The 26,577-nt window shown below is 61.5% G+C and carries 23 protein-coding genes; 9 read left to right on the forward strand and 14 right to left on the reverse strand.

Annotated elements, in window-relative coordinates:
* Positions 1 to 60 precede the first annotated feature (60 nt).
* A complete protein-coding gene (locus tag FFM81_RS06190; RefSeq protein WP_003565442.1) occupies positions 61 to 750 on the forward strand; it encodes a glycosyltransferase family protein in 690 nt (229 codons plus the stop codon).
* Positions 751 to 790: 40 nt separating this feature from the next.
* On the opposite strand, the gene FFM81_RS06195 is transcribed toward FFM81_RS06190, so the two are convergent.
* Positions 791 to 1,888: a calcium:cation antiporter gene (locus FFM81_RS06195; protein WP_003565439.1), complete on the reverse strand. Its 1,098-nt coding sequence runs from the start codon at positions 1,886 to 1,888 to the stop codon at positions 791 to 793.
* 232 nt (positions 1,889 to 2,120) lie between these two features.
* On the opposite strand from FFM81_RS06195, the gene FFM81_RS06200 reads away from it, so the two are divergent.
* Positions 2,121 to 2,402 (forward strand): DUF2188 domain-containing protein, encoded by a 282-nt coding sequence (locus FFM81_RS06200; protein ID WP_003565437.1) that lies wholly within the window; start codon positions 2,121 to 2,123, stop codon positions 2,400 to 2,402.
* A 2-nt stretch (positions 2,403 to 2,404) separates the two neighbouring features.
* Here the strand turns inward: FFM81_RS06200 and FFM81_RS06205 are convergent, their stop codons facing one another.
* Together FFM81_RS06205 and FFM81_RS06210 are read right to left on the reverse strand one after the other, a co-directional pair.
* Complete coding sequence (locus tag FFM81_RS06205) at positions 2,405 to 2,920, reverse strand: GrpB family protein (protein ID WP_003565435.1); 516 nt, start codon at positions 2,918 to 2,920, stop codon at positions 2,405 to 2,407.
* A 106-nt stretch (positions 2,921 to 3,026) separates the two neighbouring features.
* Positions 3,027 to 3,926, reverse strand: a complete 900-nt coding sequence (locus tag FFM81_RS06210; RefSeq protein ID WP_138384994.1) for a LysR family transcriptional regulator — start codon at positions 3,924 to 3,926, stop codon at positions 3,027 to 3,029.
* Positions 3,927 to 4,020: 94 nt separating this feature from the next.
* Between FFM81_RS06210 and FFM81_RS06215 the strand changes: the two genes are divergently transcribed.
* The gene (locus FFM81_RS06215; protein ID WP_003565431.1) at positions 4,021 to 5,043 is read left to right on the forward strand and encodes an NAD(P)H-binding protein; all 1,023 of its coding nucleotides are present in this window, start codon (positions 4,021 to 4,023) and stop codon (positions 5,041 to 5,043) included.
* On the opposite strand, the gene FFM81_RS06220 is transcribed toward FFM81_RS06215, so the two are convergent.
* From FFM81_RS06220 to trxB, 6 genes are all read right to left on the reverse strand, one after another.
* A complete protein-coding gene (locus FFM81_RS06220) occupies positions 5,040 to 5,840 on the reverse strand; it encodes an aminoglycoside phosphotransferase family protein (protein ID WP_003565429.1) in 801 nt (266 codons plus the stop codon). The genes FFM81_RS06215 and FFM81_RS06220 overlap by 4 nt on opposite strands.
* A 78-nt stretch (positions 5,841 to 5,918) precedes the next feature.
* On the reverse strand, positions 5,919 to 7,043 hold the full coding sequence (locus tag FFM81_RS06225) for an alkene reductase (RefSeq protein WP_003565427.1): 1,125 nt from the start codon (positions 7,041 to 7,043) through the stop codon (positions 5,919 to 5,921).
* Between the two features lie 24 nt (positions 7,044 to 7,067).
* Positions 7,068 to 8,234, reverse strand: a complete 1,167-nt coding sequence (locus FFM81_RS06230; protein ID WP_138384995.1) for an MFS transporter — start codon at positions 8,232 to 8,234, stop codon at positions 7,068 to 7,070.
* 1 nt (position 8,235) lies between these two features.
* Complete coding sequence (locus FFM81_RS06235) at positions 8,236 to 8,529, reverse strand: ArsR/SmtB family transcription factor (RefSeq protein ID WP_003565423.1); 294 nt, start codon at positions 8,527 to 8,529, stop codon at positions 8,236 to 8,238.
* A 553-nt stretch (positions 8,530 to 9,082) separates the two neighbouring features.
* Positions 9,083 to 9,979, reverse strand: a complete 897-nt coding sequence (locus tag FFM81_RS06240; protein WP_003565421.1) for a LysR family transcriptional regulator VtlR — start codon at positions 9,977 to 9,979, stop codon at positions 9,083 to 9,085.
* 22 nt (positions 9,980 to 10,001) lie between these two features.
* A complete protein-coding gene (gene trxB / locus FFM81_RS06245) occupies positions 10,002 to 10,976 on the reverse strand; it encodes a thioredoxin-disulfide reductase (protein ID WP_025416713.1) in 975 nt (324 codons plus the stop codon).
* Positions 10,977 to 11,205: 229 nt separating this feature from the next.
* Between trxB and FFM81_RS06250 the strand changes: the two genes are divergently transcribed.
* Positions 11,206 to 11,673, forward strand: coding sequence for an Lrp/AsnC family transcriptional regulator (locus tag FFM81_RS06250; RefSeq protein WP_003565418.1), 468 nt, complete (start codon positions 11,206 to 11,208; stop codon positions 11,671 to 11,673).
* Positions 11,674 to 11,679: 6 nt separating this feature from the next.
* Here FFM81_RS06250 and FFM81_RS06255 read toward each other — a convergent pair whose 3' ends face one another.
* On the reverse strand, positions 11,680 to 13,026 hold the full coding sequence (locus FFM81_RS06255; RefSeq protein ID WP_138384996.1) for a sigma-54-dependent transcriptional regulator: 1,347 nt from the start codon (positions 13,024 to 13,026) through the stop codon (positions 11,680 to 11,682).
* Positions 13,027 to 13,030: 4 nt separating this feature from the next.
* Positions 13,031 to 14,902, reverse strand: coding sequence for a sensor histidine kinase (locus tag FFM81_RS06260; protein WP_138384997.1), 1,872 nt, complete (start codon positions 14,900 to 14,902; stop codon positions 13,031 to 13,033).
* Between the two features lie 225 nt (positions 14,903 to 15,127).
* Between FFM81_RS06260 and FFM81_RS06265 the strand changes: the two genes are divergently transcribed.
* The gene (locus FFM81_RS06265) at positions 15,128 to 16,462 is read left to right on the forward strand and encodes a dicarboxylate/amino acid:cation symporter (protein ID WP_003565412.1); all 1,335 of its coding nucleotides are present in this window, start codon (positions 15,128 to 15,130) and stop codon (positions 16,460 to 16,462) included.
* A 72-nt stretch (positions 16,463 to 16,534) separates the two neighbouring features.
* Here FFM81_RS06265 and FFM81_RS06270 read toward each other — a convergent pair whose 3' ends face one another.
* Both FFM81_RS06270 and greA read right to left on the reverse strand, forming a co-directional pair.
* On the reverse strand, positions 16,535 to 17,593 hold the full coding sequence (locus FFM81_RS06270) for a glycosyltransferase family 4 protein (protein ID WP_003565410.1): 1,059 nt from the start codon (positions 17,591 to 17,593) through the stop codon (positions 16,535 to 16,537).
* Positions 17,594 to 17,615: 22 nt separating this feature from the next.
* Positions 17,616 to 18,092, reverse strand: coding sequence for a transcription elongation factor GreA (greA, locus tag FFM81_RS06275; protein WP_003565408.1), 477 nt, complete (start codon positions 18,090 to 18,092; stop codon positions 17,616 to 17,618).
* Positions 18,093 to 18,345: 253 nt separating this feature from the next.
* Between greA and FFM81_RS06280 the strand changes: the two genes are divergently transcribed.
* Both FFM81_RS06280 and FFM81_RS06285 read left to right on the forward strand, forming a co-directional pair.
* Entirely contained in the window at positions 18,346 to 19,578 is a 1,233-nt protein-coding gene (locus FFM81_RS06280) for a putative DNA modification/repair radical SAM protein (protein ID WP_037091464.1), read from the forward strand.
* Entirely contained in the window at positions 19,578 to 21,032 is a 1,455-nt protein-coding gene (locus FFM81_RS06285) for a UdgX family uracil-DNA binding protein (protein ID WP_138384998.1), read from the forward strand. Before FFM81_RS06280 ends, FFM81_RS06285 begins: the two co-directional genes overlap by 1 nt.
* Positions 21,033 to 21,115: 83 nt before the next feature.
* On the opposite strand, the gene carB is transcribed toward FFM81_RS06285, so the two are convergent.
* On the reverse strand, positions 21,116 to 24,604 hold the full coding sequence (carB, locus tag FFM81_RS06290; RefSeq protein WP_003565402.1) for a carbamoyl-phosphate synthase large subunit: 3,489 nt from the start codon (positions 24,602 to 24,604) through the stop codon (positions 21,116 to 21,118).
* A gap of 419 nt (positions 24,605 to 25,023) precedes the next feature.
* Between carB and FFM81_RS06295 the strand changes: the two genes are divergently transcribed.
* Positions 25,024 to 25,293 (forward strand): hypothetical protein, encoded by a 270-nt coding sequence (locus FFM81_RS06295; protein WP_138384999.1) that lies wholly within the window; start codon positions 25,024 to 25,026, stop codon positions 25,291 to 25,293.
* A gap of 330 nt (positions 25,294 to 25,623) precedes the next feature.
* Complete coding sequence (gene ypfJ / locus FFM81_RS06300) at positions 25,624 to 26,544, forward strand: KPN_02809 family neutral zinc metallopeptidase (protein ID WP_003565398.1); 921 nt, start codon at positions 25,624 to 25,626, stop codon at positions 26,542 to 26,544.
* The last annotated feature ends 33 nt before the right edge of the window (positions 26,545 to 26,577 follow it).

The raw sequence follows: 26,577 nt of genomic DNA on the forward strand, positions 1-26,577 counted from the left end.
AAGAAAGGCGTTTCCGATACCAATCAATTCATCTCTCTGTACTGGCCTTGGAGGTGGACAATGCAACAACACAACGTCCGAATTTTCGTCGGCTTCGACCCTAAGGAAGTGGTTGCCTACCACGTTCTCGTGCAGAGCATCATCGAGAAGTCGTCAATCCCGGTCGAGTTCTCGCCCATTGCACTTTCCAATCTTGGCGGGATTTTCACCCGCGAACGCAATGCGCTGCAATCGACGGAATTTTCCTTCTCGCGCTTCCTAGCGCCCTATCTCAGCGATTACCGAGGCTGGAGCCTCTTCATGGATTGCGACATGCTGATGCGTGCCGATATCGCCGAGCTTTGGGCATTGCGAGACGACCGTTACGCCATCATGTGCGTCAAACACGATTACCAGCCGAAGATCGACACCAAGTTCCTCGGCCAGACGCAGACCAAGTACGAAAAGAAGAACTGGTCGAGCTTCATCCTCTTCAATAATGACGAATGCCGCGCGCTGACGCCCGACTACGTCAATACGGCGACGGGGCTGCAACTGCATCAGTTCAAGTGGCTGGAGAACGAAGACCTCATCGGCGAATTGCCGGTGACCTGGAATTACCTCGTCAATGAATACGACTACCGCGAAGACGCCAAGAACATCCATTTCACCGATGGCGGACCGTATTTCGAGGAATACAAGAACGACGATTACGCCGAGGAATGGTTCGCAGCCCGCGAACGCCTGCTTTTCGTCCAACCGCGCGCCTAACCAGCCTGTTCTTTGCCATTCTCTGCGGGGACGGGGGCGGTCAAAGCCCGAGCGCCGTCAGCATAACGAAGGTGGCGAAGAGGATGAAATGCGTCATGCCTTCGATGGCGTTGGTCTCGCCGTCGTTGAGGTTGATCGCGGCCGCAATCAAGGTGATTGTTACCATCACCGTCTGCACCGGGGTCATCGCCATGACGAAGGGCTGGCCGGTGAAGAGGGCGATCGCCTCCATGACCGGGACCGTCAGGATTACCGTCGACAGCGAGGCGCCCATGGCGATGTTGACCGTCGCCTGCATGCGATTCCTCAGTGCCGCCCTCAAGGCGGTCAATATCTCGGGGGCGGCTGAAATCGCTGCGACGACGACGGCGGTGACCGCGATCGGCGCACCGCTGTCAAGCAGACCCTCGGTCATGAAGGCGGCCATAAACTCGGCCAGCAGGCCGATGATGACGACGCCGACGAGAATGGTGGCGATCGACAGCGCGGCCGGCTCGTCTGAGCCATGCTTGTCCGGACTTTCTTTCTTCCGTTCGGAGCGCGGGTAGCTGTAGCTGAAGAAATAGCTGTGCTGGCCGACCTGCATGCGCAAGAAAAGGCCATAGAGCGCAATCATCGCGACGATGGTGAAGGCGGAATAATAGTGCCATTTATCATGAGGCACGAATTCCGGCACGATCATCGAGATACCCATGGCGGTGAGGATCATCACGCCGTAGGTCTTGCCCGAATTATCGTTATAGGGCTGTTCTCCATGCTTGAGGCCGCCGAGCAGTGCGGCGAGACCCAGAATGCCGTTGATATCGAGCATCAACGCCGAATAGATCGTGTCGCGCACCAATGTCGGCGAACTTTCTTCGCTCATCATGATGGCTAGGATGATGACCTCGACGGCGACGGCCGACAGCGTCAGGATCATCGTGCCATAGGGGTCGCCGACCTTGAGGGCGAGCAGTTCGGCGTGATGAGCAACGCGGATCGAGGCGAGAACGATGGTGCCGACCAGGGCGGCGGCGGCGATCAGCGCGATGCCGCGCCCCATCTCGATCACCGCATGTTCCAAGAAATAGGCGGTCGCTGCAACGGCAAGTGCAGCGACCAGAAATTTCTCTTCTCTTAAGCGTGAGGCAATCGCCAAATTTCAGCTCCTGTCCCGATTCATGCGTTTTATCTAAGCCGCTGATTTCGCATATCAAGGAAGCCGTGATCCGGTGCCATTTGCAGTCTTCGGCGTTTAATGGAATACTGAACACAATCGGGGCCGGAAAGCAGATCGCGGCGCCCTCGAATTCTCGTCACGCGGCCGCGATGATCCGGACCCTGTCCGGAAGCATGCGAATGCGCAACAAGAAGGATGAGGAGACGGATGCATGATCAAGGTGGTCTATGAAGTCGTGCCGCATGACGGCGGCTGGGCCTACAGGCTGGGAGGCGTCTACTCCGAAGCATTCCCGACCCATGCCGAGGCGCTCGAAGCTGCGCGCATCGTCGCGGCCGAACAGCAGGTCGGCGGCGATTCCGCCGAGATCAGCTGGCAGGACGAAAACGGCAAGTGGCATGAGGAATATGCCGAGGGCGGCGATCGGCCGGAAACCGAGGTGGTGGACGGCCAGTGGAAGGGCCGCGCGGCCGAGGCCTCGCAAGGCATTTGATGTTAGCGATCGTCCGCCAATTCCCGCGCGACGATCGCGTCGACGAATTCGCGCTTATGCGCGGTATAGCCGTCGCCGTCCATCCTGAATTCGCCCGCTAGTCTGCGTTTCAGTGCGGCATATTCGGCCGCAGCCTCGGGATGCGCGATGAGATGATCCCGGAAAGCCAGCCTGTTTCGATGCGTGCCATTGCCCGCAGGACAAAGGTAGACCCGCTCCCGCGGCACCAAACCTCTCGATAAAAACGCCCAGACCTCGTCGTCGTAACGATTGCCGCGCGGTTCGTAACCTTCTGCCAGAAGCACATCGGTGGCAGCCTCGATATGCCCGAGGCCGGGAAGAACGATGTCGATATCGATCAGCGGCTTGGCGGTCATCCCTGATATGGAGGTGCTGCCGATGTGATCGATGGAGAGCGCCTGCGGCAGCAAGAGGAGTAGCTTGTCGCGGATGCGCCGGAACGCGTGCGGCCATTGCGGATCGTAGGGCACGAGTTCAACCGGATCGTGGCTCATCATTTTCTTCCGCTGCAGCGCCGCGCATCCGACAGGACAGGTTTCGGATGCTCTCTTGCGCTGAAATTTGCGCATGATTCGCTTCGAAAATCGATTGCGGATTTCGAAGTTAAGCGCGGGTCGAATATCGGTGATAGTCCTGAAGCCCTTTGACCAGTGCGTCGAAGGCGGCGCGGCAGCGCGGCGAGGTCTTCAGGCTCTCATGCATCGCCACCCACGTGCCGAGCGGGATCCTGAACGCGTCGGGCAGAAGATGAACCAAGTCGGGATCCTGCCGCGCCAGCCCAGTCTGGCAGATGCCGATGCCGATGCCGGCGCGGATCGCCGAAAGCTGGGCAAGATTGCTATCGGTTCTATAGGAGAAGTTGATGCCCGGCACTTCATAGCGTTTCGTTACCATGCGGACATAGGCCGTCTGCCGGTCGAAGCCGATGAGCCGGTGGTTTGCGATCTCACCCAGGGTTTGCGGAATGCCATGTCGTTCGAGATAGCGGCGGTGAGCGTGGAAACCGAGCGGGATATCGCCGATGCGGCGCACGACGAGCGCACCTTGCTTCGGCTCGGCTATGCGCACGGCGATATCGGCCTCGCGGTTCACCAGATCCTCAATCGCATCGGAAGCCGAGAGCTCGATCTGGAGTTCTGGATAGGTCTCCTGCAACGGTCCGAGAATTCCGGGCAGCACTTCGACGGCGATGACCTCGCTGGCGCTGACCCTGACGGTTCCGGCGACGCGCTGGCGCTCACCGGATGCGGTGCGCAAAAGAGCGGCGGTCGTTGCCGCCAGCGTCTCGGCATAGGGCTTCAGCGCCAATGCGGCGTCGGTCGGCAGCAACCCGTTCGGGGATCGGGTGAAGAGTTCGGCGCCGATTGCCATTTCCAGTGCGTCGACATGTCGGCCTATCGTCGGCTGCGTCAACCCCAACTCGCGGGCGGCGGCCGAAAGCGACCCTTGCTGGAGCACGGTCAGGAAACTGCGGTAGAAATCCCAGTTCGGTTCAATGTTCATATATTTTTGTATAGCTGATGCATTTATTTCGTCAATTTTGTTTATTCCGGGCCGGTGGCATAGTCCCTCCAGTCAAGCGAAGGAGATGATTGTCATGAGCAGCGAAATGAAGACGACGGCGCTCGTTCTTGGCGCCACGGGCGGTATCGGCGGCGCAGTTGCCCGCAAGCTCTCGGCGCGTGGCTGGCGCATCCGGGCGCTCAACCGTGATGCGCTCAAGGCGTCGAGGTCCGAGCCGGCATTCGAATGGGTGCAGGGCGATGCGATGAATGCCGGTGACGTGTTGAGGGCGGCTGAAGGCGTCAACTTGATCATCCACGCCGTCAATCCGCCCGGCTACCGCAATTGGGAAACGCTGGTGCTGCCGATGTTGGACAATAGCATCGCCGCTGCCAGAACCGTCGGCGCGCGCATCGTACTGCCTGGAAACGTCTACAATTTCGGCCCCGATGCCCTGCCGGCGCCGACGGAGGAAAGCCCGCAGCATCCGCTGACGAAGAAGGGGGCGGTCCGCGTCGAGATGGAGAAGCGGCTGGAGGCGGGGTCGCAGGCCGGTGTTGGCGCGATCATCCTCAGGGCCGGAGATTTCTTCGGCCCGGGTGCAACGGCCAATAGCTGGTTCTCATCGGGGTTGGTGACGCCGGGCAAGCCGATCGGCACAATCAAGAATCCGGGGCGGCGCGGCATCGGCCATCAATGGACCTATCTGCCCGATATGGCGGAAACCGTTGCCCAGCTTATCGACCGGGCTGAGCGGCTGCCATCCTTTGCCGTCTATCATATGGATGGCTTCTGGGATGCGGATGGCATGCAGATGGCGGAAGCAATCAAGCGCGTTGCCGGCGGTAAGGCGAAGATCGGGCGATTTCCCTGGTGGATCGTGCCGCTCGCCGCGCCTTCCGTTCCGATCATGCGGGAGCTCAAGGAAATGCGCTATCTCTGGAAGGTCCCGCTCAGAATGAGCAACGCCAAGCTTGTGGGCGAACTCGGAAAGGAACCGCAGACGCCGATCGACGAGGCGGTCAGGGCTTCGCTTGTGGCGCTCGGCTGCCTGCCCGAACAGCATCGCGACGCGGCGGTTGCCTTCATCGGTCATTCGCTGCAGAAGGCGCGTTAAGCGGCAAGTTCGGCGAGTGCCATCCGGGCAACCGTCAAGGCCGTCTCGGCCTGCTCGACGTTCGGATCGCCGAGGAACCACGCGGCGGAAAGGCCGGAATAGGCGGCGATCCATTGCAGCAGCCGCCTCGGTTCCAGCCGGGCCTCGGCAGAGACGACGGCGAGTTGGCGGCGGAAGCGGGTGGGGTCGGTAATTGTCGGCAGTTCCTCATTGGCGAAGATGTTTGCGAAGTCGAAACCGCGCTCGCCATGGAGCCGCTTCGGATCTATCGCCAGCCAGCCGCGCTCCTCGAAATCGAGAATGTTGCCGTGGTGGATGTCGCCGTGGAGGACGGAGAGGTCCTGTGGATCGGCAAGGAGCGCATTGGCGACCGCCGAGCAGTCGGCAAGCGTGCCGCCATGTTTTTTGGCTGCTGGTTCCAGATCGCGAAACCAGCGGCTGAGGGGTATGGGATCGGGAAGCGGTTTTTCGCGCGGCGCATGCAGCCGTGCAGCCGTCCGGCAGAGGATGCGGCTTGCCTCATCGTCTTCGCCGTTCATCGCCATGGCAAGCAGCGAGCGTTCTCCCATCGCCCGTTCCAGGAGCACCGCGTCGCCCTCATGGGCATAGACATGGGCTGCGCCGTCGCCATCCCACCATTGCATCAACAGCGCCCCATATCGTTCGTCGATATCGGCGGCGACTTTCAGCATGGCGGGCTTGTCCTGCCAGAGAACCGGAAGCAGGTGGCTCGAATGGGTGATGATGGGCTCGCCGTCTGATATGAGCGACCAGCGATCGAAATAGGGAGCGAACATTGAGCACAGCCTACAAAGATGCGAGGGAAATGGAAATCCCGCCTTTCGGCGGGATTTCGCGGCTCGCATCCGAAAGGCTCAGGCGACCTTTTCGAGGACGGGATAGTCGAGATAACCCTTGGCGGTGCCGCCATAGAAGGTCGATTGGTCGGGCGTGTTAAGCGGCAGGTTCTTCGCCAGCCGTTCGACGAGATCGGGATTGGCAATGAAGGGTTTGCCGAAGGCGACGAGGTCGGCACGGCCGCTTTCGACAGCGTCGATCGCGAGATCGCGGTCGTAACCGTTATTGACCATCCAGTTGGCCTTGCCGCCGGCCTTTTCATAGGCCTGGCGCAGCGCCGTGTAATCGAAGGAGGGGTTGTCGCCATGGCGGTAGTCACGCTCACCGCCGGTCTGGCCTTCAATCACGTGGAGATAAGCGAGGCCGTATCTGGCCAGCCCCTCGACGACATGGGTAAAGGTCGCCTGCGGATTGGAATCATAGCTTTCACCCGACGGCGTCACCGGTGAGATGCGGATCGCGGTGCGGCCTGCGCCGACCTCCTTAACAATGGCATCGACGACTTCGAAGGTCAGGCGGGTGCGGTTTTCGACCGAGCCGCCATATTGGTCGGTGCGGTCGTTGACGCCATCGCGAATGAACTGATCGAGCAGATAGCCGTTGGCGCCGTGGATTTCGACACCGTCGAAGCCGGCATCAATGGCGGCGCGGGCAGCCTTGCGGTAATCCTCGATAATGCCGGGGATTTCAGCGGTTTCGAGCGCGCGCGGCTCTGAAGTGTCGGCAAAGCTGCCGCTGCCGTCGCCATTGACCAGATAGGTTTTGGCCTTGGCAACCCGGTCGGTCGAGGAGACCGGCTTGCCGCCATTCGGCTGCAGCGTCGCGTGCGAGATGCGGCCGACATGCCACATCTGGACGACGATCCTGCCGCCGGCTGCGTGGACGGCGTCGGTCACGCGCTTCCAGCCGTCGAGAGCCTCTTTGCTGTAGAGGCCGGGCACGTCGGCATAACCCTGGCCCTGATGGGTGATCGCTGTCGCTTCGGTGATGATCAGGCCTGCCGTGGCGCGCTGGCGGTAATATTCGACATTGAGGTCGTTCGGGATCGCGCCCGGCGAACGGTTGCGGGTAAGCGGCGCCATGACGATGCGGTTCTTGATTGCGATGTCGCCGATCTTGGTGGGTTCGAAAAGCTTGGCCATGATGGTCCTTTCTTTGCGGGAGGATCACTCGGCGGGGGCAAGCGCGGCTCGGCCCCTGGCAGAGAGATAGGTGAGCGTTGTCGCGCCAAGGCCGATGAGAGCCATCAGGGCTGCGGCGAGGGGAACGCGGGTGAGATCGAAGCCGGCTTCGATGACCAGGCCGCCCGCCCAGGCGCCGAGTGCATTGCCGGTGTTGAAGGCGCCGATGTTGATTGTTGAAACCAGGTTCGGGGCGTCCTTTCCGAAGCCGACGACGCCGACTTGGAGCGCCGGCACGGCGGCAAAGTTTGCGAGTGCCCAGAGGAAAAGCGTGATTTCCGCCGGGATGAAGAAGCGGCTCGTAAAGCTGAAGGCAATCGAGGTGAGGGCGATCGCGACGAAGACGCCGGCAAGCGTTGCGCCAAGGCGCCAGTCTGCCAGTTTGCCGCCGACGAGATTGCCGATGGTCAGGCCGAGGCCGATCAGGAACAGCGTCCAGGTGACGCCTTCCGGCGAAACGCCGGTGACGTCACGCAAGAGCGGAGCAATATAAGTGAAGAGCGCAAACATCGAAGCGGCGAAGAAGACGGTGGTGGACAGCGCCAGCCACAGGCCGCCGTTTCTGAGTGCCGCGATCTCGCGCAAGATGCTGCCGTTTTCCTGCTGCTTATCCCGGGGCAGGATGGCAATCAGGCCGAGAATGGTCACGACGCCGATGACGGTGACGACGCCAAAGGTGGCGCGCCAGCCATAGGCCTGGCCGATCGCCGTGCCAATCGGCACGCCGAGGACATTGGCCAGTGTCAGGCCGGTGAACAGCAGTGCGACGGCCCGGGCCTTGCGGTCTTCGGTGACGAGGCCGGAGGCGACGACCGAACCAATGCCGAAGAAGGCGCCATGACACAGCGCGGTCACGACACGGGCGATCATCAGCACCCAATAGTCGTTCGCCAGAGCGCACAGCAGGTTGCCGGCGATGAAGAAGGCCATCAGCGCAATCAGCGCGGTCCGGCGCTTCAGCTTCGCGGTCGATATGGCCATTAACGGGGCGCCGATCGCGACCGCCAGCGCATAACCGGTCACCAGCCAGCCGGCTTGCGGGATGGTGACCGAGAGGTCGGCGGCGACCTCCGGCAGCAGACCCATGATGACGAATTCCGTTGTGCCTATCGCAAAAGAGCTCAAGGCAAGGACGAGAAGGGCGAGGGGCATTCTAGAGATCCTGTGTCAGCTGCTTGAGGAAAGCAGCAATCATTTCTTCGTTGCGCTTGTAGAAGATCCATTGGCCGACGCGTTTGGTGGTGACGAGGCCGGCGCGCTGCAGGGTTCCGAGATGGGCAGAGACGGTGGACTGCGATAGGCCGCAGCGCTCGAACTGGCTGGCGCAGACGCCCATCTCGAAGGGATGCTCCTGCGTGGGGAAATGTTCTTCGGGATTTTTCAGCCAGCTCAAAATGTCCATCCGGGTGGGATGGGCGAGGGCCTTCATGATCTCGTCTTTGTCCATCGTTGTTTACCGAACTATAAATCGTGTTTGGTCGATATATTGATCGCCGGATGGCGATATGCAAATCACGGAGACGTGAGGCCGCGGCTTTTGGCGATTGGGCAAATTTTGGGCAAAAAAAAGAGGGCCACTGGAAAACCAGGGCCCTTTGAATTGTGAAGGTCAAAAACCTCCAGAGGGGAACAGCTAATGCGGTGGTACTGGGAGAGAAACCACGAAATGCATCAGCTGGATTGGATATGGTGCTTCCTTAGGCAGGTTTCAATGCTTTTTTGTGCATGCCTGCTATGCGCCGCACAATTTTTTTGCGGTGCGGCATTTCCCGTCGACCCAAGGCAAAAAAAGAGGGCCGCTGGAAAACCAGGGCCCTTTTAAGTGTGAAGGTCAAAAACCTCCAGAGGGGAACAGCTAATGCGGTGGAACTGGGAGGAAAAGCCACCATGTGCATCAGCTATGTGCGATATGGTGGTTTAATGGGCAAACGGCAACCCTCATTTGTGCATGCCAGTCATGCACTCACCGCATGGTATGGAAAGCATTCCATAAAACTGGCTTAAAAATTCCAGTTTCTCGCCTTGCTGACGATGAAATCACGAAAAGCTTTCAGCTTGGCGGCGTTCTTGATCTCGTCCGGATAGCAAAAATAGGTGTCGAAAGAGGGGACGTCGGCATTGATCGCCAGCTGAATCAGGCCTGGATCGCGGCCGACGATGTAATCCGGCAGGCAGGCGACGCCGATTCCGAGCAGCGCGGCGCGCTTGATCGAAGTCTGGCTGTTGATCTGCAGATGCGGGATGCGTTTGTTGTCCGATGAGCGGCCGGCGACCTCAAGCCAGTTAACATCGAGCAGATAGCTCGGCGCCGGCTCGCCGAAGGTGATGATTCGATGACTGTCGAGATCCTCTATCTTCTGTGGCTCGCCATGGCGGTTGATGTAGGAGGGAGCGGCATAGACGTGCATGTGCACGGTGAAGAGCTTGCGCTGGATAAGGTCGGACTGCTGCGGCTGGCGCAGTCGGATTGCGCAGTCGGCATGGCGCATGTTCACATCCACTTCCTCATTGTCGAGGATCAGCTGGATCTGCACATCGGGATAAAGCTGGAGGAATTCCTGGATCTTGTCGGTCAGCCAGCCCTGGCCGAGGCCGACCGTGGTGGTGACGCGCAGCTTGCCGGACGGCGTCTCATTCGTCTCGGTGAGCTGCATCTTCACGGTTTCGAGCTTTAGCAGCACGTCATGGGCGGTGCGGTAAAGCAGTTCGCCCTGTTCCGTCAGGATCAGGCCGCGCGCGTGGCGGTGAAACAGCTTGGTGCCGACATCCTGCTCCAGCGCGCTGACCTGGCGGCTGATGGCGGATTGGGACAGATGCAGTTTGTCCGCCGCATGCGTAAACGAGCCCGCCTCGGCAGCTGCGTGAAAGATACGCAGCTTGTCCCAATCCAATGGCATTCCCCCACCCCTCATGCCGATCTTACTCCGCGGCCACGGCGACGGGCATGTGGCCCGTCAGATATCGCTCGGCTTCAAGCGCTGCCATGCACCCCAGGCCGGCGGCAGTGATCGCCTGGCGGAATGTATCGTCGGTCACGTCGCCGGCGGCATAGACCCCCTCCAGACTGGTCGCGGTCGAATCCGGCGCCGTCCAGAGATAGCCATTGTCCTTCAGCTTCAGTTTGTCCTTGAATAGCTCGGTGGCCGGCGCATGGCCGATGGCGACGAAGACGCCGTCGATCGGCATCTCGGTGATCGCCCCGGTTCTGACGTCGCGCAGGCGCGCGCCAGTCACGGATTGCGGCATTGGCGGCTTGGCCGGCGTGCCGGTGATTTCGGCAATTTCGCTGTTCCACAGCACCTTGACGTTTTCCTTGGCGAACAGGCGCTCCTGCAGGATCTTCTCAGCCCGGAAGAAATCGCGGCGATGCACCAATGTGACCGACTTGGCGATGTTGGAGAGATAGAGGGCTTCCTCGACGGCGCTGTTGCCGCCGCCGACCACGATCACATCCTTGTTGCGATAGAAGAAACCGTCGCAGGTGGCGCAGGCCGAAACGCCAAAACCCTGGAAATGCTGCTCGCTCTCGATGCCGAGCCACTTGGCCTTGGCGCCGGTAGCGATGATCAGCGTATCAGCGGTCCAGACCTGGCCGCTGTCGGTACGGGCGACGAAGGGACGCTGGTTCATGTCGACTTCGGTCACGAGGTCGTTGACGATCTCAGCGCCGACATGTTTTGCCTGCTGCAGCATCTGTTCCATCAGCCAGGGACCCTGGATCGGATCGGCAAAGCCCGGATAATTTTCGACATCGGTGGTAATCATCAACTGGCCGCCCTGTTCGAGCCCGGCGATCAGAACCGGCTTCAGCATGGCGCGCGCGGCATAGACCGCGGCGGTATAGCCTGCGGGTCCGGAACCGATGATGAGCACCTTGGTGTGGCGGGCGGGCATGTCATTTCCTTTCGACTGGGCAGGAGGCGGCGGCTCAGTGGCGATTGCGCCGTTCGCGGTCCACGCGCCATTTATGAACGTCCAATGCTTTTATTCAAGGGCAGCCTTGCGTTACCAACAAGGCAAATCACCCGGATGTGCAAGAATCCGTCATCGGCGTGAAACATTCTTGCGTATTCCGCGGCTTTATATAGAAGCTCCCCGCGGAGAATTAAAGAAAGGCAATGATGTGGGTCGCGCCGAGCTCGACGTCATCGACATAAAGATCCTCCGGGAGCTGCAGGCCGACGGCCGCATGACCAATGTGGAGCTTGCCGATCGCGTCGGCATCTCGGCGCCGCCCTGCCTGCGCCGGGTGCGAAAGCTCGAGGAAGCCGGCATCATCGAGGGCTACCACGCGATGCTGAACAGCCCGAGGCTGGGCTTCGATCTGGTCGCTTTCTGCATGGTCGGCCTCAAACACCAGTCGGAAGGCAATCTCAAATCATTCGCCGCCGCCACCACCGAGTGGCCGCTGGTGCGCCAGGCCTGGATGGTCTCGGGCGACAGCGATTTCCTGTTGCATTGCGTGGCCGAAAATCTCACCCACTTCCAGGATTTCGTCATCGAGGTGCTGACGGCGAACGAACATGTCGATACCGTGCGCACCATGCTGACGATCCGCCAGGTGAAGAAGCTCGGATTGGTGGAAGTTTAAAGCCGGTTATTTTCGCTGAATATAGCCGCCGCGGTTGATGCCGTGGCGCTGGAGCTTGTCGTAAAAGGTCTTTCTCGGAATGCCGAGCGCCTCGATTGTGCGGCGCACGTCGCCGTCATTGGCCGTGAGCGCATCGCGGATGACCTCCGCCTCGTAGCGTTCCAGCCGTTCGGGCAGCGTGCCGCCTGTCGGCTGCGGGGGGGCGAGTTCTGCTCCGCCGCCTTCGACGCCCAGCACCACGCGTTCGGCATAATGGGAGAGTTCGCGGACATTGCCCGGCCATGCGTGCGAGGCAAAGTGCCGACGCACCTCTGGCGAAAGCTCAGGTACATCGCGGCGGAAGCGCTCGGCGGCGCGGGCGGCGAAATGGGAAAACAGCAGCGGAATATCGTCGCGTCGCTCCCGAAGCGGCGGAATGGAAATCGTCACCACATTCAGCCGGTAATAGAGATCCTCGCGAAAATCGCCGCGCAGTTCGGGATCGCCGAGGTCGATCTTGGCGGCTGCGACGACGCGCAGATCGACCGGGCGCACCTCGTTGGTGCCGAGCGGGGTGATTTCGCGCATTTCCAGCACCCTCAGCATCTTGACCTGGGTGGCGACAGGCATGCTCTCGATCTCGTCGAGGAAAAGCGTGCCGCCACTAGCATGTTCGATGCGGCCGGTGCGGCGCTTTTGGGCGCCGGTAAAGGCGCCGGCCTCGTGGCCGAATAGTTCGCTTTCGATCACGGTTTCGGGGAGCGCCCCGCAGTTCAGCGCCACGAAATTGCCCTTCCGGCGGTGGCTCCATTGATGCAGGATCTGAGCGACCACTTCCTTGCCGCTGCCCGTCTCGCCGGCAACGAGCACGTCCACGTCGGTATCGGCGATGTGGCGAAGGATCTTTCTCAAGTTTTCCATGACCGGCGTCTGGCCGATCAGCGGCGAATTCTCCTGCGCATCTTCGGCAGCCTTGCGCAGCATGCGGTTTTCCAGGATGAGCTGCCGCTTCTCGCTGGCGCGACGCACGCTCTGGACGAGCCGGTCCGCCGCAAACGGTTTGGCGATGAAATCATAGGCGCCGTCCTGGATCGCCTGAACGGCCATCGGAATATCCCCATGGCCGGTCATCAAAATCACCGGAAGGTCGGCATCCATGCCCTTGAGCGTGGCGAACAGCTGCAGCCCGTCGATTTCAGGCATGCGGATATCGGTGACGACGGGGCCGGCAAAGTCCAGCGGCAGGTCGGCCAGCGCAGCTTTCGCACCGTCATAGGCCGAAACGGAAAATCCGGCGAGTTCGAGCGTCTGGGCCGTGGCGCGGCGCAAATCCTTGTCGTCGTCGATCAGCGCAACGGGCATCGGTGTGGCCATGATCTCAAACTTTCTTCAGATGAACCATGGATCGGGTACCCCTGTCGTCGCTCTCAACCTCCATCCGGCCGCCGTAGTCGCCGACGATATCCTTGGAGATGACCAGCCCCAGGCCGAGACCGCTTTCCTTCGAAGTGTTGAACGGCGTGAATAGGCCCTTGCGGATCTCGGGGGAAATGCCCGGGCCGTTGTCGGCGACCGTCAGGGTCACCATCTCCACATCGATTGATATCCTGACCTCGACGCGCGCCTCATCGGCCTTCGGCGCCACCGCTTCGAGCGCATTCTGAAGCAGATTGATGAGCACCTGCTCGAGACGGATCCGGTTTCCCATGACCTGCAGTTCGGCCGGCGGCAGGGCGATGTCGAGCGTATCCATGCGGCCGGCAAACCGGCTGCGCAACAGCATCACCGCGCCTTCGATGACGTCTTTCAATCCCGTCGGTTCGGCGTTGCCGCGGCCCTTTCGGGCAAAGGTCTTCAACTCCTCGGTGATCGAGCCGATGCGTTCTGTCAGCGCCGCGATGCTTTCGAGATTTTCACCGGCAGGCGCCGTCTGGCCGCGATCGAGGAAGGTGCGGGCATTATCCGCATAGGCGCGGATGGTTGCGACCGGCTGATTGATCTCATGGGCGACGCCGGCGGCCACCTGACCGAGGATTGCCAGCCGGTTGGCCTGCACAAGATCCTGCTGCACCGCCTGCAGCTTCTGCTCCGTGCTTCTGTGACCCGTGATTTCCGCCTGCAGCCGGTCGCGGGCCTGGCTGAGATCCAGGGTCCGCTCGGCCACGCGCCGTTCCAGTTCCTCTCGCGCCTGCTGTTGCCTGAAAATTTTGAGGGTGACCACCTGGCGGCGGCGCAATAGGAAGGCTGCGACTGACAACAGGGGCAGAAGCATGAGCAATGCCAGCATTCGGGCTTCGCGAATGCCGGCATCAACGGACGGCCCCAGCGCCACTAGGTGCTGCAAATGCCATGCTGTGGCGGGAACCGGCATCCCGACATCGAGAAACCTGGTTTTCCCGGCGCCGCCCGGCATGACGATCTCGACGACATCGAGCCTGTCGCCGAGGCTCCGGACCGTATCGAGCGGCAGCGGCTGAAGCGGCGCATCGCCGAATTGCAGGCTTTCGCGGATCGCCGTCAGCCGGTCGTCGGCGATCCGGCCGATCGTCATGAACCGCCACGAGGGAATGCTGGTGATGAGGACGATGCCGCGATCGTCGATGACGTAGGACGGCGCGTCCGAGGCATTCCAATCCGCCTCGACGTCGTCGAATTCAACCTTGACCACGACGACGCCCAGCAGCCCGCTGCTGCCTGATATCCGCTCGGAAATATAGAGGCCGGGTTTCTTGCTGACGGTGCCGAGCGCGAAGTGCTCGGCCTGTCCTTGCGCGACCGCCCCCTGAAAATATTCCCGGAAGCGATAGTCATTGCCGACGAAGCTCGTCGGTTCGTGCCAGTTGCTGGCCGAAACCGCCATGCCGTCCTTGTCGATGACATAGATGACCGCAGCCTTCGTACCCGCCGCCAGCGTCTCCAGCTTCTGACTGAGGCGCTCGAAGGTCCCCGCATCGTTTCCCGCCAGTGCCGCGGTGAGTGCCGCGTCCTGCGACAGCACGAAGGGCAGCGCCCGGTATTTTTCGAGAACTGTGCGCAGCAATGCCGCATTCAGCCTTGCATCCGTGCGCGCCTGCTCTTCGAGGGCGGTCTCGGCCCGGTAGCGGCCGATTTCGCCGCCGGCCCACAGGCTTGCTGCGACGGCGACAAGCGCGATTGCCGCAAAGGCCCACCACATCCGGCGGATGCGGTGCTGCAGGGGCAGGGAAGACCACAGCGGCGATAGGGACAAGGACATGGCGGATTTGTGCATTTTTCTGCACGGTATGCAAATGGATTTGTGCGGATTTCCGCATTCCTCAGCGAGCTGCTGACGACGTCTGAAGGTTTTTATTTAGTAAAATCAATTGTTTAATGTGGATCGCCGAAACTGGCACGGTGATTGCGAGGGAGATGGCAACAACGGCTGAGCTGTTGGAGTGAAGCGAACGGCTCGGGAGGCCGGAGTTCTTTCCGGACGGGCCCTTAGGAGGATAACATGATCGCAGCACCATTCGATGCAGTCGCAGACAGCAAGGGCAAGAAGCCCTTTTATTCCCATCTTTACGTCCAGGTTCTCGCGGCCATCGCCGCCGGCATCCTGCTCGGCCATTTCTACCCCGAACTCGGCGCGCAATTGAAGCCGCTCGGCGATGCCTTCATCAAGCTCGTCAAGATGATCATTGCGCCGGTCATCTTCCTGACGGTTGCGACCGGCATTGCCGGCATGAGCGACCTGAAAAAGGTCGGCCGCGTCGCCGGCAAGGCGATGCTTTACTTCCTGACCTTCTCGACGCTGGCGCTCGTCATCGGCATGATCGTCGCCAATGTCGTTCAGCCCGGCGCCGGCATGAATATCGATCCGGCTTCGCTCGATCCTACCGCGGTGGCCAGCTATGCCTCGAAGGCTCATGAGCAGAGCATCGTCGGCTTCCTCACCAACATCATCCCGACGACGATCGTCGGCGCCTTTGCCGATGGCGACATTCTGCAGGTGCTGTTCTTCTCGGTGCTGTTCGGCATCGCGCTCGCCATGGTCGGCGAAAAGGGCGAACAGGTGGTCGGCTTCCTCAATGCCCTGACGGCTCCGGTCTTCAAGCTGGTCGCCATCCTGATGAAAGCCGCCCCGATCGGCGCTTTCGGCGCCATGGCCTTCACCATCGGCAAGTATGGCATCGGATCAATTGCCAATCTCGCCATGCTGATCGGCACCTTCTACATCACTTCGCTGCTCTTCGTCCTCGTCGTTCTCGGCGCCGTCGCCCGCTACAACGGCTTCTCGATCCTGGCGCTGCTGCGCTACATCAAGGAAGAGCTGCTCCTGGTTCTCGGCACCTCGTCTTCGGAGGCCGCACTTCCCGGGCTGATGAACAAGATGGAAAAGGCCGGCTGCAAACGCTCGGTCGTTGGCCTCGTCATCCCCACAGGCTATTCCTTCAATCTCGACGGCACCAACATCTACATGACGCTGGCGGCGCTGTTCATTGCCCAAGCAACCGGCATCAATCTCTCCTGGGGCGACCAAATCCTGCTGCTGCTGGTGGCGATGCTGAGCTCCAAGGGTGCCGCTGGCATCACCGGCGCTGGCTTCATCACGCTGGCCGCAACGCTCTCCGTCGTGCCCTCTGTGCCGGTCGCCGGCATGGCGCTCATCCTCGGCATCGACCGCTTCATGTCGGAATGCCGGGCGCTGACCAACCTCGTCGGCAATGCGGTCGCGACGATCGTTGTCGCGCGCTGGGAAAACGAGCTGGATACGGCCCAGCTTGCCAGAGCGCTGGGCGGCCAGGCAGAAGAGGGCGCTCCGGCTGCCGGGCTTCAGCCGGCGGAGTAATCGGCCGGATTGGTCATCATTAAGAAATCTTGCGGCGGCTCGTTCCGAAACGGGCCGCTTCTCTTTTCGGCGTTAGCCGCGGTTGTCGCTGAGAAGCCTGGTGTAAACGGCGCCGATCGCGTTTGCTTCTTTTTCCAGCGCAAAATTTGCCCTGACATGCCGCAGCGCATTCTCGCCATGCGCAATCGCCAGCGCGGGCTCTGCGATATAGGGGGCGATTGCCCGCGTCAGCGCCTCGCCGTCGCCGGCGACGACGACCGCGCCGGTCTCGCCCTCGGCGATCAGTTCGGCATAGGCCCCCGCATCCGATGCCACCACGGCGGTCCGCGAGGCCATGGCTTCGAGTGGCGTCAGGCCGAAACCCTCGTTACGGGAAGGGGCGACGTAAAGCGTCAGGCGGCGATACCAGACCTTGATATCGGGCACTTCGCCAAGGAAGACGATACGGTCACCGAGCCCGGCGGCGGCGACATCGGCCTTGAGCTTTTCGCCGAAGGCAGCGTGCTCGGCCGTCACGCGGCCGGAGACGACCGCCGTCCATTCCGGGTGCTGCGGCAGCAATTCGATCATTGCTTGGACGAAAAGATCGGTGCCCTTCTGATGGCGTACGCGGCCGAAACAGCCGACGAGATAGCGGCCGGGCAGGCCGCTGGCGGCAATGCCGTCCTCTGCGGTTTCCGGTGGGTGGAACAGGGAAAGGTCGACGCCGTGCTGGATGACCGTATGCGGCACCTCAAGGAACGAACCGGAACGGTCGCTGGTTGCGATCACCGCGTCCATGCGGCGGATCAGCCATTTCGTATAGGCAGTGTGGCGGCGTTGCGCGGCCGAGGTGAAAAGCAGCTTTAATGGCATGCGCAGGAGATGGCGAAGCAGGATGCCGACGGCCATCTCATTGTTGCGGCGGGCGTGCCAGACACGCTGGCGCCGGCGCGCCGGCGGACGCCAGAGGCCGGCGAGCTGCGGCCACTTCAGTTCCGGCAGACCCTGCGGCAAGCCGGGGCCAAGCGTGGCGATCCTGAAACCGAGGCGGACCTGGCATGGGATGAGCTGGATGATGGTCGACGTGACGCCGGAGAGCCGGCGCTTGAAATTGGGCGCGATGATCTCGACGTCACGAATGTCCGGCAATGGATGGATCTCTGGTGGGCGATCAGCCCCAGGAAACCTGGAGGATTTCGTAGGCCTTGGAACCACCGGGCGCATTGACCTCGATGGAATCGCCAACTTCCTTGCCGATCAGCGCGCGGGCGATCGGCGAGGAAATGGAGATGCGGCCGGCCTTGACGTCGGCTTCCTGGTCGCCGACGATCTGATAGGTCTTTTCTTCCTCGGTGTCCTCGTCGACAAGCTTCACCTTGGCGCCGAACTTGATCTTGTCGCCCGACATCTTGGTGAGATCGATGACCTCGGCGCGCGCCGTCAGGTCTTCCAGCTCGCTGATGCGGCCTTCATTGTGGCTCTGGGCTTCCTTGGCGGCGTGGTATTCGGCGTTTTCGGAAAGGTCGCCATGAGCACGGGCTTCGGCGATCGCCTCGATGATTCGCGGGCGCTCCTCCTGCTGACGCCAGCGCAGTTCTTCCTGCAGCTTGACGAAACCACCCGGTGTCATCGGTACCTTTTCAACCATTTCTCTGTCCTTCACTCCTTATGTTCGCGCAATCAGGCGCGGACACAAAAGAAAACAGGTCCCGAAGGGGAGCTTCGGAACCGTGCCACAATTCTAGTTAAGTGCTTATAGCAGATCGGCAAGGCCGATTTCCAGAAAATTCGCATAGACGAAACGCAAGCCGCCGCAATAGCGGGTCGCGCGCCGTAAAAATGGGCAAAGGCGGGATCGCCGTGATTGACTTTGCGGTGCGGAACATATAGTGAACACACTAATGAAGAAGTCGCTAACAGAACGCTTGGCCATCCTTTCCGACGCCGCCAAATATGACGCTTCCTGCGCCTCCAGTGGCACGGTGAAACGTGATTCCGGCGCAAGCGGCGGGCTCGGCTCGACCGAGGGGTCCGGCATCTGTCATGCCTATGCGCCGGATGGGCGGTGCATTTCGCTTCTCAAAATATTGCTGACGAATTTCTGCATTTACGACTGCGCCTATTGCGTCAATCGTTCGTCGAGCAATGTCGAACGGGCGCGTTTTACGCCGGAAGAAGTGGTCTGGTTGACGCTGGAATTCTATCGCCGCAACTATATCGAAGGGCTGTTCCTATCCTCGGGCATTATTCGCTCGTCCGATTACACGATGGAAGAGATGGTCCGCATCGTCCGCGAATTGCGGGTGACGCATAATTTTCGCGGTTATATCCATCTCAAGTCGATCCCCGAGGCGTCGCCGCGTCTGATCGAGGAGGCGGGACTTTATGCAGACAGGCTGTCCCTCAATATCGAATTGCCGACGGATACCGGCATCAGCCGCTTCGCGCCGGAAAAGAAACCCGCCAATATCCGGCGATCGATGGGCGATCTGAGGCTAAAGATCGAGGCGGCCGGCGAACCGACGCTGCGGACCAAGAAGCGTCAGCGATTCGTGCCCGCCGGCCAAAGCACGCAGATGATCGTCGGCGCCGATGGCGCCAACGACGCGACGATCCTTGCCACTAGCGGACGGCTCTACAGCAGCTACGGCCTGAAGCGCATCTATTATTCCGCCTTCAGCCCGATCCCGGATTCGTCGAAAAACCTGCCGCTGATCAAGCCGCCGCTGATGCGCGAACACCGGCTCTATCAGGCCGACTGGCTCTATCGCTTCTACGGTTTCGGCATCGACGAGATCACCGCCAACCAGACGGGCGGCATGCTCGATCTGAACCTCGATCCGAAACTTGCCTGGGCGCTTTCCAACCGCGCCGAGTTTCCCGTCGATATCAACAGGGCGGAGCGTGAACGGTTGCTGCGTGTGCCCGGTCTCGGCACCAAGACGGTCAAAGCGATCGTTTCGGCCCGCCGATTTCACCGCCTGCGGCTCGACGATCTCTCGCGGCTCGGCATTTCGATCAGGAAAGTCCAATCCTTCATCTCAGCGGAAGGCTGGTCGCCGCGCCGGCTGATCGACCGGCCGGACCTTCGCGCCATGTTCGAACCGCAACCCGAACAATTGTCGTTACTGTGATGCGCCGGGTCGTACTTGCCGGGCGGGGCGATCTTGCCGAGTGGCGCGACGCCGCGCGTGCGCTTGCGGCCGCCGGCATCCTGCCCGAGGAGATCGACTGGCGGGAAAAAAGCCCCGAGGCCGATCTTTCATTCCAACGCGACGCCATGCCGCCGGCACCCGCGGCGACACGCAGGCCGATGACGGTGCCGCCCGTCTTTGTCGAGCTGGCTGAGACGGTTCTCTGCCATTCCGATCCGGTGCGGTTTTCCCTGCTTTATCGCCTCCTCTGGCGGCTGCAACTCGACCGGCAACTGCTCGAAGTGGCCTCCGACGAGGATGTCGTGCGTGCCCGGCTGATGGCGAAAAATGTCCGGCGCGACGCGCACAAGATGACGGCCTTCGTCCGCTTTAAGGAGACTGGTGCGGCTGCCGCAGGGCGTCGAAAATTCATTGCCTGGTTCGAGCCGGACCACCATATCGTCAGGCGTACGGCGCCCTTCTTCCAGCGGCGCTTCACTGACATGGATTGGCTGATTGCAACGCCCAAGGGCTCTGCCGCCTGGGACGGCGAGCGGCTGACGATCAAGGACGAGCCGTGCGAAAAGCCCAATCTCAGCGATGTCACAGATGAACTCTGGCGCACCTATTACGCCAGCATCTTCAATCCGGCGCGATTGAAGGTGAAGGCGATGCAGGCGGAGATGCCGAAAAAATACTGGAAGAACCTGCCGGAGGCCGATCTCATTCCAGGGCTGATTGCATCGGCCGAGAGCAAGGTGCGTGAGATGGCGGCGCGCGAGGCGACGCAATCGCTGCCTTTTCACGACCGCTTACAGCAGGCCGCGCGCCATCTTCCTACAGAAGCTGCGGCTCCCGCCGGCACACTCGATGCACTGCGCGCGGAGGCCGCGATCTGCACGCGCTGTCCACTTCACGCCAATGCGACCCAGACAGTCTTCGGGGAGGGGCCGCCCGATGCGCAGGTGATGTTCGTCGGCGAGCAGCCGGGCGATCAGGAGGATATTGCCGGGCGACCCTTCGTCGGCCCGGCTGGCAGGCTGCTCGATCAGGTGATCGCGGAAGCGGGCATCGACCGCTCGAAGCTCTACATCACCAATGCCGTCAAGCATTTCAAATATGAGCCGCGCGGCAAGCGCCGGATCCACCAGAAGCCCAATATGGGCGAGGTGAAACATTGCCGCTGGTGGCTGAACCTGGAGATGCAACTGGTCAAACCGAAGCTGATCGTTGCCATGGGAGCGACGGCGCTTGCGGCGCTGACCGATGCGAAGCAGCGTCTCCAGGATATCAGTGGGCAGGCGATGGCGATGGAAGGCGGGCGGACGCTGTTTGTGACAGTGCATCCGTCCTATCTGCTGCGCATTCCAGACGAGCGGTTGAAGGCGGAGGAATTCGCGCGGTTTCGCGACGATATGCTGAATATACAGCAGCTTATGACAGCGATTGGATAGTTTGATTCCGGACTGTGGCACTTCGGTCAGAACGACCGGTGCCATCGCTCATCGAGCGATGGCACCGTTGATCGCGCGCTGTCTCAGGTGAAGTAGCTCTGCAGCGGCCGCACTTCGAGATTGCCCGCCTTCAGCGCCTTGATCGCCTGGGCGGCGGCTTCGGCGCCGGCCATCGTCGTGTAGTAGGGCACCTTCTGCATCAGCGTGGCGCGGCGCAGCGACTTCGAATCCGAGATCGCCTTGTTGCCGTCGGTGGTGTTGATGACGAGCTGGACCTGGCGGTTGCGGATCGCGTCCTCGATATGCGGACGGCCTTCCAGCACCTTGTTGATCTTGGTGGCGGTGATGCCGTTTTCGCCGAGGAAGCGGGCGGTGCCGCCGGTTGCCAGCACCTTGAAGCCCTGTTCGACGAGGATGCGGATCGCCGGCAGCACGCGCGACTTGTCTTCATCGCGTACGGAGACGAAGACCGTGCCGTCACGCGGCAGCTCAACGCCAGCGCCGAGCTGTGATTTGGCGAAGGCCAGGGCGAAATCGGTATCGAGGCCGATGACTTCGCCGGTCGAGCGCATTTCCGGGCCAAGCAGCGTGTCGACGCCGGGGAAGCGGGCGAAGGGGAAGACCGCTTCCTTGACGGCGATGTGCTTCAGCCGGCGCGGATCGGGCTTTTCACCATAGGCGGCGAAGGTCGCATCGAGCTTCTCGCCGGCCATCACCCGGGCGGCGATCTTGGCGATCGGCGCGCCGATGGTCTTGGCGACGAAGGGCACGGTGCGCGAGGCGCGTGGATTGACTTCGAGAACGTAGACGGTGCCATCCTTGATGGCGAACTGGACGTTCATCAGGCCGCCGACATTGAGCGCCTTGGCCATTGCCTTTGCCTGGCGCTCCAACTCGTCGAGCAGTTCGACGGGCAGCGAGCGCGGCGGCAGCGAGCAGGCGCTATCGCCGGAATGGATGCCGGCTTCCTCGATATGTTCCATGATGCCGGCGACATAGACGTCGGTGCCGTCGGAGAGGCAGTCGACGTCGACTTCGATGGCATGGCTGAGGTAGCTGTCGAAGAGCAGCGGGTTCTTGCCGAGCAGGGTGTTGATCTGGCCGGTCTTGTCGTTGGGATAACGCTGCTTGATGTCCTCCGGCACCAGTTCCGGAACTGTGTCGAGCAGGTAGGTCTGCAACTGGCCTTCCGAATGCAGGATCTGCATGGCGCGGCCGCCGAGCACGTATGAGGGACGCACGACCAGCGGGAAGCCGATTTCCGCGGCGACCAGGCGGGCCTGCTCGACCGAATAGGCGATGCCGTTGTTCGGCTGGTTGAGATCGAGCTTCATCAACAGCTTCTGGAAGCGGTCGCGATCTTCGGCGAGATCGATCATATCGGGCGCGGTGCCGAGGATCGGAATGCCGTTCTTTTCGAGCGCCTCGGCGAGCTTCAGCGGCGTCTGTCCGCCGAACTGGACGATGACGCCGACGACTTCGCCCTTTTCCTGCTCAGCGCGGAGGATCTCGATCACGTCTTCGGCCGTCAGCGGCTCGAAGTAGAGGCGGTCTGATGTGTCGTAATCGGTCGAGACGGTTTCCGGATTGCAGTTGATCATGATCGCTTCATAACCAGCATCCTTCAGGGCGAAGGCGGCATGGCAGCAGCAATAATCGAACTCGATGCCCTGGCCGATGCGGTTCGGGCCGCCGCCGAGGATGACGACCTTCTTGCGGTCGGACACTTCGGCCTCGGAGCGGGCAGCGCCGACGAAGGGCGTCTCATAGGTCGAATACATGTAGGCGGTCGGCGAGGCGAATTCGGCAGCACAAGTATCGATCCGCTTGAAGACCGGGCGGACGTTCAGGCTGTTACGGAATTCGGCGACCTGCTTGGGGCGCTTGCCGGTCAGCGTCGCCAGGCGGGCGTCGGAAAAGCCCATAGCCTTTAGCATCCGCAGGTTGGCGGCATCTTCAGGCAGGCCGTGCTCGCGGATGCGGGCTTCAGTGTCGATAATGTTCTTGAGCTCAGCGATGAACCACGGATCGATCTTGCAGCCCTCATGCACCTCTTCGATGCTGAGGCCCATGCGCAGTGCCTGGGCGACCATGCGCAGGCGATCCGGCGTCGGCGTGCCGATGGCGGCGCGGATGGCGTTGTGGCTGGATTCGCCTTCCTCGGAGTCGGGGATCTCGATCTCGTCGAGGCCGGTCAGGCCGGTTTCGAGGCCGCGCAGCGCCTTTTGCAGCGATTCGGCGAAGGTGCGGCCGATCGCCATGACTTCGCCGACGGATTTCATTGCTGTCGTCAGCACCGGCGAGGCGCCGGGGAATTTCTCGAAGGCGAAACGCGGGATCTTGGTGACGACATAGTCGATCGACGGTTCGAAGGAGGCCGGCGTGGCGCCGCCGGTAATGTCGTTGTCCAATTCGTCGAGCGTATAACCGATGGCGAGCTTGGCGGCGATCTTGGCGATCGGGAAGCCGGTGGCCTTTGAGGCCAGCGCCGACGAACGCGACACACGCGGGTTCATTTCGATGACGACGAGACGGCCGTCTTTCGGATTGACGGCGAACTGGACGTTCGAGCCGCCGGTCTCCACCCCGATCTCGCGCAGCACCGCGATCGAGGCGTTGCGCATGATCTGGTATTCCTTGTCGGTCAGCGTCAGCGCCGGGGCGACGGTGATCGAATCGCCGGTGTGGACGCCCATCGGGTCGATGTTTTCGATCGAGCAGATGATGATGCAGTTGTCCGCCTTGTCGCGGACGACCTCCATCTCATACTCCTTCCAGCCGAGCACCGATTCTTCGATCAGCACTTCGGTGGTCGGCGACGCGTCGAGGCCGCCGCCGACGATCTCGAAGAATTCCGAGCGGTTGTAGGCAATGCCGCCGCCGGTGCCGCCGAGGGTGAAGGAGGGGCGGATGATGGCGGGCAGGCCGACATGGTCGAGCGCCTGGGCGGCGATCGCCACGGCATGGTTCATGTAGCGCTGCTTGCGGTCGCTCTCGCCGAGGTTCCACTGGTTTTCCAGCTCGTCGAGCGCCTTGTCGAGGTCGGATCCGGAGAGGCTTTCGCGCAACTTGTTGCGCTCGGCCTCGTGCGTCTTGCGATCGAGGTCCTTGATGTCGGTGGCGTTCGCCAGCATCGAGCGCGGCGTTTCCAGCCCGATGCGGACCATCGCCTCGCGAAACAGCGCCCGGTCCTCGGCCATGTCGATGGCGGCAGGTTTGGCGCCGATCATCTCGACATTGTAGCGGTCGAGCACGCCCATGCGCTTCAGGGAGAGGGCGGTATTCAAAGCCGTCTGGCCGCCCATAGTCGGCAGCAGCGCGTCCGGGCGCTCCTTGGCGATGATCTTGGCGACGACCTCAGGGGTGATCGGCTCCACATAGGTGGCGTCGGCGAGGCCCGGGTCGGTCATGATCGTTGCCGGGTTGGAATTGACGAGGATGACGCGGTAGCCTTCCTCCTTCAGCGCCTTGCAGGCCTGGGTGCCGGAATAATCGAACTCGCAAGCCTGGCCAATGACGATCGGTCCCGCGCCGATGATGAGGATCGATTTGATGTCTTGGCGCTTCGGCATGAGTGCTTCCGTTTTCTGGCTGCGCAGAAAGCCGGCCAAGGTGGGGAGATCACCGGGTCGGGTCGCGCGTGCTGGGTCTTTTCAGGCTAGAAGCGGCTTATAGGCAAATGTATTTGCAAACGGAACCCCATAAATCGAGGAATCGACAGGAATCCAACATAGCGCGGCAGGCTATTTTCCGTCAGGCTCGATCAGCACCCGCATTTTGCCGCCACGCGCCGGATTGGCGATGGCGGCGTTGGCGCCGCATGATGACGGCGCGGTCGGTCTTGGTCTTTACCCGGCAAACCATTTTTGGGCTCTTGCTGCGACCAGTGCTATTCGCGATTTACGCCCACTTTACAAGCTGATAGTCGATGCTCTGGGTGTGAGGTGCTGGGGGGCGCAAGGTGTCATATTCACAGGAAATCGATAAGCTTTTGATCGCCATCGCCGCACAGGGAGGTCGCGTAACCGGTGTCGGCCTTGCAGAAGATGATGCAGTCAAAGCGGCGGAAGATCTCGGCTTGGTCGATGTTGCTATCGGTGATGCGTGGACCCTCGTCGATACCGTGTCGCTCGCGCCTCAACAGCGATTGAAAATGGGTCTGCCCCCGGTCATTCGGAAACCCTCCGTACTGGCGTCGGCGGCAAACGCGATCATGTTGACAGTGAGCAAAGCCTTCGGAAAACACAGCCGGCAACGCTGAATCCTGCATTCGCAGTTGATGATAACGTGGCGACAGGCTTAGGCCGCAAATCCCGCCGTCGCGAGCCAGGGGCATTCTGCCCGCAGGGATGAAGGCCAGCGCCTCTGGTTATTGGGGCACACCCAACCGTCGCTCTGTCCGGCACCTCGCGCGACAATGCCGAGATCAGGCGTCGCGTCCAGCGTGTCGTTTCGCCGTGAAAGGCGCCGCAGCGGTCCATGGTGCTCGCGGCAGGGGTCCGATTGTCCGATGAAGTCGCTGGAATTCCGCCCGTCGACGGATATATAGATTCCTAAAGTGCAAGCACAGGCATTGCCGGGGAGAACGAAGATGGAATGGAGAGGCCGGCGTCAGTCCGACAATGTCGAGGATCGCCGCGGCGATCCCACAGGCGGCGGTTTCGGCCGCGGCGGTGGCTTCAACTTTCCTTCGGGCGGCGGCGTTCGCCGCGCCGGCGGCGGCTTGAGCATCGGCACGATCATCTTCCTTGTCGTCATCTATTTCATCTTCAAGATGATGGGCGTCGATCTGCTGCAGGTCCTCGAAGGCGGCGGCATGACGAGCGGCCCCGGCTACGAGCAGAGCCAGTCCGAAGGCACGCGCACACCGGCCAATGACGAGATGACCGCCTTCATGCGCACGGTGCTTGCCGAGACCGAGGATACCTGGCAGGGCATCTTCCAGGCGCAGGGCCGGACTTACGAAGAGCCGCGCCTCGTGCTGTTTTCTGGCTCGACGGCATCGGCCTGCGGTTCGGCGTCGGCGGCCACTGGGCCATTTTACTGCCCCGGCGACCACAAGCTCTATCTCGACACCCAATTCTTCCAGGAACTTTCCAACCGGTTCGGCGCCTCGGGTGATTTCGCCGAGGCCTATGTCGTCGCCCACGAGGTCGGTCATCACGTGCAGAACCTGCTCGGCATCCTGCCGAAGTTCAACCAGGCCCGCCAGCGCATGAGCGAGGAAGAGGCCAACAAGATGTCTGTGCGGGTCGAGCTGCAGGCCGATTGCTTCGCCGGCATCTGGGGCAAGTATACCCAGCAGAAAGGTATCCTGGAGGCCGGCGACCTAGAGGAGGCGCTGAACGCCGCCCAGCAGATCGGCGATGATACGCTGCAGAAGCGCTCGCAGGGCTACGTGGTCCCTGAGAGTTTCAATCACGGGACCTCCCAACAGCGCGTCAGATGGTTCAAGCGCGGGTTCGACAGCGGACAGCTGTCGGCTTGCGATACGTTTTCGGGGCCGGTTTGAGGGGCTGCACGGCAGAACGTTTCGGCCCCTTTG

The organism is Rhizobium hidalgonense (genome assembly GCF_005862185.2).
GTDB classification, from domain to species: Bacteria; Pseudomonadota; Alphaproteobacteria; order Rhizobiales; family Rhizobiaceae; genus Rhizobium; species Rhizobium hidalgonense.